A 13,031-nucleotide genomic window follows, 5' to 3' on the forward strand; every position below is an offset into this window, starting at 1 on the left:
GCTCCTTCTCTTCTACAATTCTATTGTTTCTAAGTCTTCCTGATAATTTTCGGCCGTAAAAACTACTACCGGAAAAACAGGATGACTTACCTCTTTGTCACAAACAACCATCGTTACCGCACTCTCCCCTGCAAAAATCTCATGTTCCGGCACTGTTTTCCCAAAATAAATGATTTTACCAAAACTCCGGCCATTTATACCATAAGCAGAAATCCGTCCGCTGCTTCCGAACGTCTCTTCATTCTCCAAAATTTCTGCGCCATATTTCAACATCCTTGGAATTGCAGAAATATTGTCCTCCTCCGTCTGAATTTCTTCAAACACTTCTTCTCTTCCTTCGCTCCATCCCAACGTAAATGTAATCCCCTGCCGGACAAGTTCCTGCGCAATAGAGACCGTACATTCCGCCATCGCATCCATTTCCTCCGCCGTAGAAGCCGCTGCATTCTTATCCCAGAACAAAAGCAGGGATTTCTCCACCGGGAAGGATGCTTCCTTTACAATCAATTGCTGTCTTTTGGAAGACAGTTTCCAGTGAATCTGCCTTAGGCTGTCCCCCTCTGCATATTCCCGCAGACTGAAAACTTCTGCAGCATCGTTTCCTTTTCTTTCCTGAGACCAGGAATCTGCATCTTCCTGCCTTGCCGCCTCCTGCTTAAGCAGGACACGGGGTTCAAATGTATCCGGCAAAACGGCAACTCTGCCCTCTGCCTGTACACTACATTTCACAGGCAGAAATCCCGCCCAGTCCATCAGATAACTTTTCCGGACAGACAATTCCAGATACCCGCATTTATCAGAAGAAATAGAAAGCTCTTTTCTGACCGTTCCCCGGGATGGGGCAGACATAAAAAGGATTTCTTCTGTTCGTTCGCCTGTCAGCCTGTTACACATTTCTACGCTGCAAAGCACACATGCCGCAGGAATCCATGACGGATTCGTTATCTGCAGACAAACGGTTTTCCCTTCCCTCTTCTCCACCGTTGCCGGGGTCTGAAATTCTGCCTCCAATTTCTTCTTGAGCAGAAGATTCATTCCATAAGATATAACAGGGAACACGCCCCACGCTCCCAGACAGATCCACGCCGTCCGTCCTCCCTGTCCCACTGCCAGCAGACAAAAAATCCCCAATACGAATATCCATCCCGACAGCGAAGAAATAATTTTCTTTGTCATCGAATCTTTGACTCCTTCATCTCCGGTTTATCTACATGCTCCAGAATCTCTTCCAAAAGACCTTCCGCTGTCTGCTCATGAAGCCTCGCTTTTGCTGAGAGAATCAGCCTGTGTCCACAGACACACTTGAAAATCTCTGCCACGTCTTCCGGTATCACATAATCTCTTCCATGTATAAATGCACACGCCTTTGCTGTCCTGCACACCGCCAGCGCTCCTCTGGGGCTGACGCCCAATTGAATGTAGGGATTGTTTCTGGTCTCCTCTGCCAGATCCGTGATATAATTATAAATCGGGTCGCTTACATGTACATTCGTTACTTGTTCTGTAACCGCAAGCAAATCCGGGATCGCAAGAACAGGCTGCACCCGCTCCATAGGATCTGTATGATGCCTGTCTTTCATAATTTCTACCTGACTTGCCCGATCCGGATATCCCATAGAAAGGCGCATCAGGAAACGGTCCAGCTGTGCCGCGGGAAGCATCTGTGTTCCCGCCGAGCCTGCCGGATTCTGCGTCGCCAGTACAATAAAAGGCTCCTCTAACTTTCTTGTTACTCCGTCTACTGTTACCTGCCGCTCTTCCATTGCCTCCAGAAGCGCTGACTGGGTCTTGCTTGACGTCCGGTTGATTTCATCTGCAAGCAGCAGATTTGTCATAATCGCTCCAGGCTTATAGGTAAGCTCTCCCGTCTTCATATCATAAATAGAGAATCCGATAATATCCGACGGCATCGTATCTGACGTAAACTGTATTCTCCGGCTGTCCAGCCCCAATACCTTCGCAAATGCAGCCGCCAGTGTGGTTTTGCCCGTTCCCGGCACATCCTCCAACAACACATGTCCCTGGGCCAGCACCGCAATCAACACTTTTTGAATGACGTCATCCTTTCCGACAATTACTTTTTTCATTTCTTTCTGAATCAGCTCTATTTTTTCCTGCATTTTTCTCTCCTTCCCTTCCGCCTTTTTCCCACTATTATCAGAAACGCCGCTATGAAAACCAAAACAGCGCAAGAGGCGGCCGCCCATTCCCACGGAAATGTTTCCGCCTCCACACTCTCAGGTGCGCCATAGTCTGTAAAATCCAGTATCCATCCTCCGTCTGTCCGCAGCTTCTCCACTGCCTCCAGCGCCAGCAGCGCCTGATAGGTGGCAATCCGGTCTGCCTCTTCCTCTTCAGCCGTATGTCTGTACCATCCGTCGTCTCTGCGAAATACTTGCAGCCCGTCCAGCAAAAAGTTATCCCCTTTATGAAATTCTTCCACCGATGCCGGGTCCATGCCCAGCGCACACAGAGCCAAGATTGTCTGGGCAGTAGCCTCCACACTCTCTCCGCTCCCCGTCTCAATCATTCCATTTTCTGTCATCTGTTCCGACAGCCACAAAACAGCTCTCCCTACGGCATCTGCCACCTCCGCTTGTCCCCGGTAGGGCGCAAGAGCCTGAACTGCCATTGCAGTAATGTCCGCATCTCCCTGCTCGTCTCCTACTAACGCAAAGGATCCGTCTTCACACTGGCAGGCCAAAAGCTGCTCTGTTATCTGTTCTCTTGTATACTTTGCTCCCTCCGGCACCTCATAATTTCCTGCATCCAATGCAAGCAGCGCATAAATCAATCCGTTAGACCCCTGCAGGTTCAGACTTTCCCCAACAAAATCATAGGTTCCGTCGGCAATCAGATTTATCTCTTCTTTTTGGGCATCCACATGCAGAGGATTCCCCCCGAGCGCCAGCATTACGAGAGAAATTCTCTGGTATTCCGTCGCTTTCACAGAATCCAGCATACCATTCTCCTGATATTGCTTTTCTACATAATCCTGCAGCCGGTTCAGATAGTCCTGGTATGCGTCCTTCTTTCCCGAAAGCGCCAGCGTAAGCGCTGTCCAATCACTCCCCGCCGCCCCGGCTGTCATATAGTTTTCATCCCTCAAAAGATATTCTTCTTTTGATTCTGCACTATTTTGTAATGCAGATGCTGTCTGGCTGATTTGCTCAGCAATTTCCGTTTCATTCTGCGCATATACAGTCTGTATACACAGCAGCAAGAACATTCCGATTGCAGCTATACTTCTGCTGATTTTCTTTTTCATAGCTTCTCCTGTCATTTTATAGGTTCCTTCTCAGGTCTTTACTGCTCCGGCTGCGGGTTTTCCGGATCACCCGATTCTCCCGAACCATCCGGCTCCTCTGGGTTTTCCGGTTCCTCTGGTTCTTCCGGTCTTTCCGGCTCAGCCGGATCCACCGGAACCTCCGGGTTCTCTGGTTCTTCCGGATCCGGGTTCTCCGGAGCCTCTATAATCTCCTGTTTCACTTCCTGACATTTTGTACAGGTATATTCTATATATCCATCCTGCCCCTCGGCTGCTTCCACACGTCCGGTTTCCACAAAATCATGTCCCAGTTCATGGATACTTCCATCTACCCATGCAGCACAGTAAGAGGTCAGGCTTCCTTTATCATAAGAAGCAACTCCCATATCCTTCCCCCATGCCAGCGTATACCTGAGACTGATGGTCTCGCCTCCGTTCAGCTTCCAGGAAGACATTGCCTTGCCGGGACAGAGCGTTCCATTTATAAAATACAGCCATCCGGAACCTTGCGTAAAATCAAATTCTCCCAACTTATCTCTGGTTCCTTTTGGCGTAAATGCCACGCCGTCCCGTTCAAGCAAGGTTCCCAGCCGGGAATCTATCTCGCAGCCCCGGAAGGCGTCTGCCCTGCTGATGCTTCTTAAATAAAGTTCCGTCTGCAGATTTCCTCCATAAGACACTTCATACCCATTCTGTTCCAGCGCCTCCAGCACCGCGACAGCCGCCGTATCTCCGGATTTTATTTCTATTTCACATTCGTCCACAATTCCGCAGCCCACCGTTGTGGCATCAATCACAACGTAAACATTTCCGATTTCATTTCCCTCATCATGTGCATGATAACGGATATCGTACTTCACCCACCGGGAATTCCCCTCATTATCCCATGCAAGTACCGTCACAACATGATTACTGTAATCACCTACATTGGGTCGCTCAAATTGAAGCACATATTCATAATTGCCTGATCCGGTAGGATTGGTGATAGGCTGCCCATCCATCTTTACTTCAATATTATCTGCATAGATGGTTTCCCCTCTCCAGGTCTTTGCGGTAACGATAAATGTAAATTCATTCGTCTTAATGTCTCCCTCCCAATTGTCAAACGTAGTCGTAATAACCGGAGGATGCTCTCCTACCGACGGATTCTCTTCCGCTGCCTTTTCTGCCTGGTATGTAATTACATATCTCGTGTAATTCCTTTTCCCGTCTTTATCCGTAAAATAAATCGTAATATAGTTTGTTCCAAGCGACAATTCTGCCTGATAATACTTCTCCTGCTCTGCTTTCAGATAAGTGCCGGATCCTTTGTCATTTTTATGACGATAATTCACCCTGATATTGGCATTTACCGAAGGGTCAGAATAATATACATAAAATTCAAATCTATCTTCCTCAAGCTCAGGAACCGTGATGATCCGATTATAAAGATCGGTAACCAGGCCGGGTTCATTCTCGTTGTCCTCATCTCCATTTCCCGGATCCTCAATCTCTGTGCCTCCATTCTCTCCGGGGTTGTCTTTTTTACCGTCATCTATATCATCGCCGGGATTCTCTCCCTTTCCTTCATCGGAATCTTCACCGGGCTTTTCTCCCTGCTCTTTATCGAGAGCTTCACCGAGCTTTTCTCCCTGCTCTTTATCGGGAGCTTCACTGGGGTTTTCTTCCTGTCCTTCATCAGAATCTTCACCGGGCTTTTCGCTCTGCTCTTTATCAGCATCTTCACTGGGGTTTTCACTCTGCTCTTTATCGGAATCTTCGTCAGATTCGTTCTTCTGTCCCTCATCCGTCTCTCTGTCCTGATTATCAGAGACTTTTTCTTCCTGCGTCTCTCCCTCTTGCGACTCTTCTCCCGTAAGCCCGGCCTCTTCTGACTGTGCGCTTCCGCCATTTTTCTGGCGTATATCAACCCGAAGAAAATCCGCCTCTTCTGCCAGCGGATTTTCCGGCTCTATCCTTTCCTCTGCTTTACCCCATACAACTGTACAGATGAATATTGCGGCAAACAAAAGGAAAGATATTATTTTTATATATTTTTTCTTTTTGTTCATCTCTGCTCCTTAATTAAATAAAAAAGATTGCGTCTTGCGCGCGAGCGGACTGTATCACAAAAAAAGACCATTAGAACCTTCCGGCTCAAATGGTCTTCCTCTATACGCAATATCCGTGTAAAACAATACTACTATGATTAGTAAAAATGGTATAATAAGTAAACGTACACCAAAATACTTATGGCAATACACAAAGCATATCCGTCAGACAACTGCAACCCTTGAGTCCGAAAGGTCGACATAGAGTTTCCACAGATAGACCTGACTTAAAGCTCTCGCTTATCACAGTAGCGTTCCTGCGTGGGAATTGCACCCATCTTCCTATGCACAAAGCATAAAATCCATAAAAACCCGTCTTCACTATTTCATTAACTTTGATTATTATACACGTCCTCTATTCTCTTTTCAATAGTCAATTCATTTTCACACTCTATCCGGCCGCCTCCCGTTACCGACTACACTTGAAAGCATCCTCCGCCGATAAATTCTCTAAGGAGTGAATTCATTGGCACAATCTCGCTTCCGATTCCCACAAAATAATCCAGGAACTTCAGAAGTCTTTTCGCCTCCAGGTATTCCGGGCAATCCTTCTCTATACCGAATAACAGCGGCTCTACATACTGTTTCAGCACCGCGAGCTCATAAATCAAAGAAGAATTGAACATTACATCCGCTTCTTCCTGATAAGGAAAAATATTTTGCTCCTCTCCCCTCCTTACGGACGGCCACATGGCAATGGTACGTTTTGCACAGGTTCCTCTGGTACGCGCGTCACGCACCAAACGCCTGATCAACCGCCCGTCTGTGGTCGGTATCCGGTTGTGTTCATCAATATTAAGCTGTGTCAGCGCACTGATATATATCTTAAACTTATTTTCCTGAGGGAGCGCCTCCGTCATTTTGGGATTCAGGCAGTGGATTCCCTCAATAACCAACACATCATTTTCACCCAGTCTTTTCGGTTTCCCGGAAAAATCCTTGTGTCCTGTCTTGAAATTAAAGACCGGCAATACAACTTCCTTACCAGAAAGGAGTTCTGTCATCTGTCTGTTAAACAATGGAACATCGACCGTTTCCAGACACTCAAAATCATATTCTCCGTTTTCATCCCGGGGAGTATCCTCTCGCTCTACAAAATAATTATCTACGGCAATGGGATGGGGTACAAGCCCTTTTGCCTTTAATTGAATAGAAAGCCGGTGGGAAAATGTGGTCTTTCCGGAAGAAGATGGCCCGGCAATCAATATGAACTTCGCTTCCGGCTTTGCTGCGATCCTGTCTGCAATATCAGAGATCTGGCTCTCCTGCATGGCTTCCTGCACCAGCACCATCTCCCGGAAATCCTTCCTGGTTATCTCGTCGTTCAGTGCACCTACCGTCTCAATCCCCTGCATATCTCCCCATTTTGTAGACTCTTTCAATACCTGAAACAGCTTGTTTGCCGGGCAGAACGGCGCCAGCTCTTTCGGTTTTTTTCTTCCGGGCATCTGCACTACAAATCCTTCATCATAAAGATAAAGCTCAAAATATTTCAGATATCCCGCGCTTGGCACCATATAACCATAGTAATAATCTTCAAATTCATTCATACTGTAAATATTAACTTTCGAAACCCGGCGATACTCAAACAGCCTCTCTTTGTCGTGCATCCCATGCTGCCTGAACAACGCTACTGCATCATCTGTGTGGATAGTGCGTTTGTGAATCGGCATATCCATCTCTACCAATTCCCGCATCCGTTTCCTGACTTTCTCTAAAAAGGCTTCATTTACATGAACAGCCCCTTCTACCGTACAATAATATCCGTCCCCCACCGAAAAATGAATTCTCACCTTCTCAATATCAGCATGATTGCATACGTCATAGACTGCTTTTACCAGCAAAAGATTCATACTGCGCTTATACGTCTTATGCCCAATCGGATCCCCTGTCGTAATAAAACGCATAGTACAATCACCCTGTAATGTTTTCTGCAATTCCTGCAGTCTTTCATTTACAATTACCAGTACAATATCATTTTCATAATTCTTCTGGTAATCTGCTGCAATCTCACGGTACGAAGTCCCCGCCGCATACTGCACAACGCGGTCCTCTACCTGCACACTATATTTTTCCATTGGAACATCACTCCTTTTTGCCTATCCATTACAGTACAACGAAGGGCGAACGGATTTTTTCCTTTTCTACCGTCACTCCGGCAATCCTGCTGCCCAGATACCCTGCCACATCTTCGATAAAAATATGTTCAATTCCGTAATGACCTGCGTCAATAACAGCAAGCCCCTGCGCCACCGCATCAATTCCTGTATGATGGTCGATATCTCCAGTTATCAGTACATCTGCTTTCTTCTCCAGCGCCGCCGGTATCATACTTTTCCCCGAACCGGGAGAAATGGCAATTCGTCTGACGTCTTTCTGAAGATTTCCAAATACCTTTACCGTATCCAGTCCAAATCTTTCCTTCACTAGTTCACAGCATTCCCGCAGTGTCATCGTCTGAGAAATGTCTGCCACTCTTCCAATTCCTTCCGGGATATCTCCATCGCTGGTTACTTCCAGAACTTCCGCATTCTCAAGCGACAGTTTTTCTCCGGAAAGAGCCGCCATCCCCTTTACATCATAATTGGTATGCATCGCATAATAGGATATGTCGTTCTGGATCAGTTTCAGAACCCTTGCTCCAATAAAGTCCTGATTATTCACCCGTTTCATTCCGGAAAAAATCAAAGGATGATGCGTAATCAGCATGTCCGCACCGGAGTGGACCGCATTTTCTACCACTTCATCCGTAGCATCCAGCGCCACATAAATATATTTCACTTCTTTGTCATCCCTGCCTGCAAGAAGCCCTACATTGTCCCACTCCAGCGCATAGCTTCCCGGATATGCGGATTCTATAATTTCTATAATCTTTCTGCATAGCATATATCTCTTCCTCCTTCTGTCAGATACGGTATCGTTCCAGCGCCAGCTCTGTAAGCGCCAGTTCTTCTTCCAACTCCATAAGGCGCTGCCGGCTCCGGCTGCCTCCCTGTGTAAGGAGACCTTCCCGAATCTTCTGCTTCATCCCTTTTTCGCGCATCAGATATCTGTACAATACCGGATGCCTCGCTTCTAAAAGCTTTCGTCCATAAAGAAGCTCTGCTTCATCATGCACACTCTCTTTTCCATGTACCACTTTCATCATAGGATAGAACTTTCCATCTTCCTCCACCATATCTTCCGCAACGGTAAGATAACCATTCCGGCTCAGATATTCCCTGACCTTCCTAATCTCAGACTGGGGCTGCAGAATGAATTCCTTCAGACTCTGTGTCACTTCAGGATTCCCGTCAAGGATCCGGATAACCAGCCCGCCGCCCATACCTGCCGCTATCATAGTGTCCGTTTCCCCAGGCAGCAGGGCAGACAGGCCATCCGACAATCTGGTTTCGATTACTTCTTCCATTCCACGTTCCCGGATATGTATTTTTGCCCGCTTAAGAGGCCCCCGGTTAATATCCATAGCAATGGCTCTGGGGCTGATTCCTTTCTCGATAAGATAAATGGGAATATAACCATGATCAGTTCCAATATCTGCAACAGAGGCGCCCTCTGTCACAAGACTTGCAACTGCATGAAGTCTTTTTGATAGTTCCATAGGCGCCTCTTTCTTAATCTAAATAATCTCTTAATTTTCTGCTGCGGCTCGGATGACGGAGTTTTCTGAGCGCTTTCGCCTCTATCTGGCGGATACGCTCTCTCGTTACATCGAATTCCTTGCCCACTTCTTCCAACGTGCGGGCGCGTCCGTCATTCATTCCGAAGCGAAGACGGAGTACCTTCTGTTCCCTCTCGGTCAGGGTATCCAACACTTCATCCAGCTGTTCTTTTAAAAGCGTTGCCGCTGCCGCCTCTGCCGGTACAGGCACATTATCATCCTGAATAAAATCTCCAAGATGGCTGTCCTCTTCTTCACCAATCGGCGTCTCCAAAGATACCGGCTCCTGGGATATTTTTAAAATCTCTCTTACCCTTTCTACAGGCATGTCCAACTCTTCCGCAATCTCTTCCGGCGTAGGCTCACGCCCTAATTCCTGCAAAAGCTGTCTGGATACACGGATTAACTTGTTGATGGTTTCCACCATGTGAACCGGAATACGGATGGTTCTTGCCTGATCTGCGATAGCACGGGTAATTGCCTGGCGAATCCACCAGGTAGCATACGTACTGAACTTAAATCCTTTGCGGTAATCAAACTTTTCCACTGCCTTAATCAGCCCCAGGTTTCCCTCCTGGATTAAATCCAGAAAGAGCATTCCCCGCCCTACGTAACGCTTAGCAATACTCACCACCAGACGCAGATTGGCCTCTGCAAGACGTTTCTTCGCTTCTTCGTCACCGTCAGCCATCCGCTTAGCAAGCTCTACTTCTTCTTCCGCAGACAAAAGCGGGACCTTGCCGATTTCTTTCAGATACATGCGGACGGGATCTTCAATGCTGATTCCATCCGGGACGGACAGATCAATCTTCTCCATATCCACTTCATCTTCCTCAGAAAGGACGATCTCCATATCGTCATCATCATCGGCTGTATCTGCACTGATGCGGAGCACATCAATATTCTGCGCTTCCAGATACTCAAATACCTTCTCCATCTGCTCTGCATTCAGTTCCATGTCTGAGAAAAAGTCATTAATTTCCTGTATCTCCAGAATACTTTTCTTCTTCTTTCCGAGTGCTACAAGTTCTTTTAACTTTTCCCCGAATTTTACAACATTCTCTTCCATGTAATGTCCATCCTCTCATTGCTTGTTTATATTTTATCCTTAATTAATAGAAATATGCAGTTTCTCAAGGTCCTGCAGCGTCCGCTTCGCTTCCATCAGCTTCTGCAGCCCTCTCATATCTGTAGGTTCCAGTTCCTTTGCCGCCGTCTCTATACTGTATTCCTTTACCTTTATCACCGTTTCCTTCAGCGCTTTCTCCTGCTCCTGTATCGTAGACAGGCTCTGTATCTTCGTGTGGAACAGCTCCGCCACCTTCCGGTGTTCTTCTTCCTCCGTAAAATGATTCATAATCTGCGCCGGGTTCACTGCTTTCGCATCGTACTGCTCATAAAGAAGCCTCGCCACTGTCCGATATAGGTTCTCTGTAAAATCTTCCGGGACGATATACTTCTTTATCTGGGTGAAAATGCTTTCCTTCTCAATCATCCAGGTAAGAAGGATTCTCTGAGACTTAAGCTGGCCGTCTTCTTTATCTTTCTCTCTGTTCACTGTACTTCTGGGACGTTCCACCGGCTTCGCCAGCCCTGTCTGCACTGCCATTCTGCTTACTAATTTGCGCAGGTCAGGCGGATTCACATGATAATTTTTCGCCACTGCTTCTATGTAATTATTTCTTTCGATCTCTTCGTCAAACTGATTCAGCCTCTTTGCTGCCTCACACATAAATGCAGTCTTTCCCTCCGGAGAATTCATATCGTATTCTCTCTCCAGAATTTCCAGCCCGAACATAAATCCATTCCTTGCCTTGCTGATGCGCTCCTCAAATGCCTCTGCTCCCAGGTTCTTTATAAATTCATCCGGATCTTTATAAGGATCCATACGAATCACCCTCGCTGTAATCCCCACCTCTTTCAAAATCGGCATTGCCCGCAAGGCCGCCCGTGTTCCGGCATCATCGCTGTCATAAGTCAGGTACACCTCATCCACATACCGCTTAATCAGTGACGCATGTCCCGATGTAAGCGCCGTCCCGAGGGACGCTACTGCATTAGTAAATCCGGCCTGGTGCAGCGCTATCACATCCATATAACCCTCGCACAGCAGAAAATACGGCTTCCTTGAACTCCTTGCCCGATGAAGGCCATAGAGATTCCGGCTCTTGTCAAATACCGGCGTCTCCGGCGAATTCAGATACTTTGGTTTTCCGTCTCCCATGACTCTTCCGCCAAACCCGATGACCCGGTTATTGGCATCCATAATAGGAAACATCACCCGGTTCCAGAACTTATCATAAGCCCCATGCTTCTCGTCAATGGTAATCAGCCCGGCTTTCATAAGAAGCTGATCCGAATATCCTTTCGCCTTCAGATACTTATACAGATCATCACTGTATTTGTTAGAGTACCCCAGCCCAAAAGCAGTGATTGTTCCATCCGAAAGCTGCCTGTCCTTCAAATATGTATACGCCTTCTCCCCCTGAGGGGATTTTAACTGTGCATAGAAATACTTCGCCGCAAGCTTATTGATTTCCAAAAGCGCAGACTTTAGGTCCGCCCGTTCCCTCGCCTCTTTGGAATATTCCACTTCTGGCAGTTCCACTCCCGCCCGGTCGGCAAGCACCTTCACTGCTTCCGTAAAAGAATAATTTTCATACTCCATCAAGAATGTAAATACATTCCCTCCTTCTCCGCAACCGAAGCAATAATACATCTGCTTCTGCCTGCTGACAGAAAAGGACGGAGACTTTTCATTGTGGAAAGGACAAAGTCCAAAATAGGAGCTTCCCTTTTTCTGCAGCTTCACATAACCGGAAATCACATCTACAATATCATTTTTTAACCGAACCTCTTCAATCAATTCTTCAGAGTAATACATGCTGACTACATCCTTTTTAATAGGAAAGAACTGATTCTTCCTATTTTCTGTGAGGGATAAATCTGCCCTCATTATATTATATTCGACAAAACTTTCTCATTTCCTTTATTTTTGCCAGGATTCTGGAATAAAATATTCCTGGAATTTTTTTACAGCATAAGAATCCGTCATTCCTGCAATATAATCGCAGACTGCCCGTTCCTTACTCTCGCCTCTTCGCTCCACCGTATCAAGATATCCTTTCGGCAGAAGTTTTGGATTCCGGACATAGTATTCATAAAGATTCGTAATCATATGTATTGCTTTTTCTTCTTCTCCCTTTGCCGCCGGATTTCTATACACATTTGCAAACATAAACTGTCTGAGTCCTGTCATTGCCGCTTTCCCCTCTTCTGACATCCTAATATCCGGCTGATTCATACTGTGGGTAATCACATCATGGATTAACGTATTCAGGCGCGTACGGGTAGAGTTGCCAAGCAAAGCCGTATATTCTCCCGGCAGATCTCCTTCTTTCAGTATTCCTCCGCGAATGGCATCGTCAATATCGTGATTGATATAAGCAATTTTATCGGACAGACGTACGATCTTTCCCTCCAATGTATGCGGAGTCCCGCTGGATTTGTGATTCAGAATCCCATCCACCACTTCTTCTGTCAGATTCAATCCTTCTCCTTGCTTTTCTAAAATCTCCACTACCCGGACGCTCTGCTCATTATGCCGGAATCCTTCCGGGCAAATATCATTCAGCGCCCTTTCTCCCGCATGTCCAAAAGGTGTATGTCCCAAATCATGTCCCAATGCAATAGCTTCCGTCAAATCTTCGTTCAGCCTTAACGCCTTCGCAATCGTACGGGCAGTCTGTGCCACCTCCAGCGTATGTGTCATACGGGTACGGTAATGGTCTCCTGTCGGGGACAGGAATACCTGAGTCTTCTGCTTCAGCCTGCGGAAGGACTTGCAATGAAGAATACGGTCTCTGTCCCGCTGGAATACGGGACGGAGATCACATTCCGGCTCTTTTCTCTTCCTTCCTTTTGAATTCTTACTCAAAACCGCATAAGGGCTTAGATAGGCCATTTCCCTAAGCTCAAGTTCTTCCCGTATTGTCATAATAAGAAAGCCCCC

10 protein-coding genes are annotated in these 13,031 nt (G+C 46.7%); all 10 read right to left on the minus strand.

What is annotated here, in order from left to right:
* Positions 1-12 precede the first annotated feature (12 nt).
* Positions 13-1,176: a DUF58 domain-containing protein gene (locus OCV99_RS07825; protein ID WP_158369539.1), complete on the minus strand. Its 1,164-nt coding sequence runs from the start codon at positions 1,174-1,176 to the stop codon at positions 13-15.
* The gene (locus tag OCV99_RS07830; protein ID WP_158369540.1) at positions 1,173-2,120 is read right to left on the minus strand and encodes an AAA family ATPase; all 948 of its coding nucleotides are present in this window, start codon (positions 2,118-2,120) and stop codon (positions 1,173-1,175) included. The genes OCV99_RS07825 and OCV99_RS07830 overlap by 4 nt, the downstream gene beginning before the upstream one ends.
* Positions 2,105-3,268 (minus strand): prenyltransferase/squalene oxidase repeat-containing protein, encoded by a 1,164-nt coding sequence (locus OCV99_RS07835; protein WP_262575202.1) that lies wholly within the window; start codon positions 3,266-3,268, stop codon positions 2,105-2,107. The genes OCV99_RS07830 and OCV99_RS07835 overlap by 16 nt, the downstream gene beginning before the upstream one ends.
* Before the next feature lie 38 nt (positions 3,269-3,306).
* On the minus strand, positions 3,307-5,319 hold the full coding sequence (locus OCV99_RS07840; RefSeq protein WP_262575203.1) for a hypothetical protein: 2,013 nt from the start codon (positions 5,317-5,319) through the stop codon (positions 3,307-3,309).
* Positions 5,320-5,774: 455 nt separating this feature from the next.
* Positions 5,775-7,436, minus strand: coding sequence for a nucleoside kinase (locus tag OCV99_RS07845; protein WP_158369543.1), 1,662 nt, complete (start codon positions 7,434-7,436; stop codon positions 5,775-5,777).
* A 28-nt stretch (positions 7,437-7,464) separates the two neighbouring features.
* On the minus strand, positions 7,465-8,244 hold the full coding sequence (locus OCV99_RS07850; protein WP_158369544.1) for a Nif3-like dinuclear metal center hexameric protein: 780 nt from the start codon (positions 8,242-8,244) through the stop codon (positions 7,465-7,467).
* 19 nt (positions 8,245-8,263) lie between these two features.
* Entirely contained in the window at positions 8,264-8,959 is a 696-nt protein-coding gene (locus tag OCV99_RS07855) for a tRNA (adenine(22)-N(1))-methyltransferase (protein ID WP_158369545.1), read from the minus strand.
* 13 nt (positions 8,960-8,972) lie between these two features.
* Entirely contained in the window at positions 8,973-10,088 is a 1,116-nt protein-coding gene (rpoD, locus tag OCV99_RS07860; protein ID WP_158369546.1) for an RNA polymerase sigma factor RpoD, read from the minus strand.
* Positions 10,089-10,127: 39 nt separating this feature from the next.
* Positions 10,128-11,903 (minus strand): DNA primase, encoded by a 1,776-nt coding sequence (gene dnaG, locus OCV99_RS07865; RefSeq protein WP_158369547.1) that lies wholly within the window; start codon positions 11,901-11,903, stop codon positions 10,128-10,130.
* Positions 11,904-12,008: 105 nt separating this feature from the next.
* Positions 12,009-13,016 (minus strand): deoxyguanosinetriphosphate triphosphohydrolase, encoded by a 1,008-nt coding sequence (locus tag OCV99_RS07870; protein ID WP_158369548.1) that lies wholly within the window; start codon positions 13,014-13,016, stop codon positions 12,009-12,011.
* Positions 13,017-13,031: the final 15 nt, after the last annotated feature.

Origin of the sequence: Dorea acetigenes (assembly GCF_025567385.1) — a bacterium.
Lineage (GTDB): Bacteria > Bacillota > Clostridia > Lachnospirales > Lachnospiraceae > Claveliimonas > Claveliimonas acetigenes.

Excerpts from the sequence above, each read along its gene's own strand:
- OCV99_RS07840 (WP_262575203.1), bottom strand. The coding sequence starts at position 5,319 with ATGAACAAAAAGAAAAAATATATAAAAATAATATCTTTCCTTTTGTTT.
- OCV99_RS07850 (WP_158369544.1), bottom strand. The coding sequence starts at position 8,244 with ATGCTATGCAGAAAGATTATAGAAATTATAGAATCCGCATATCCGGGA.
- OCV99_RS07830 (WP_158369540.1), bottom strand. The coding sequence starts at position 2,120 with ATGCAGGAAAAAATAGAGCTGATTCAGAAAGAAATGAAAAAAGTAATT.
- rpoD (WP_158369546.1), bottom strand. The coding sequence starts at position 10,088 with ATGGAAGAGAATGTTGTAAAATTCGGGGAAAAGTTAAAAGAACTTGTA.
- OCV99_RS07825 (WP_158369539.1), bottom strand. The coding sequence starts at position 1,176 with ATGACAAAGAAAATTATTTCTTCGCTGTCGGGATGGATATTCGTATTG.
- dnaG (WP_158369547.1), bottom strand. The coding sequence starts at position 11,903 with ATGTATTACTCTGAAGAATTGATTGAAGAGGTTCGGTTAAAAAATGAT.
- OCV99_RS07855 (WP_158369545.1), bottom strand. The coding sequence starts at position 8,959 with ATGGAACTATCAAAAAGACTTCATGCAGTTGCAAGTCTTGTGACAGAG.
- OCV99_RS07845 (WP_158369543.1), bottom strand. The coding sequence starts at position 7,436 with ATGGAAAAATATAGTGTGCAGGTAGAGGACCGCGTTGTGCAGTATGCG.
- OCV99_RS07835 (WP_262575202.1), bottom strand. The coding sequence starts at position 3,268 with ATGAAAAAGAAAATCAGCAGAAGTATAGCTGCAATCGGAATGTTCTTG.
- OCV99_RS07870 (WP_158369548.1), bottom strand. The coding sequence starts at position 13,016 with ATGACAATACGGGAAGAACTTGAGCTTAGGGAAATGGCCTATCTAAGC.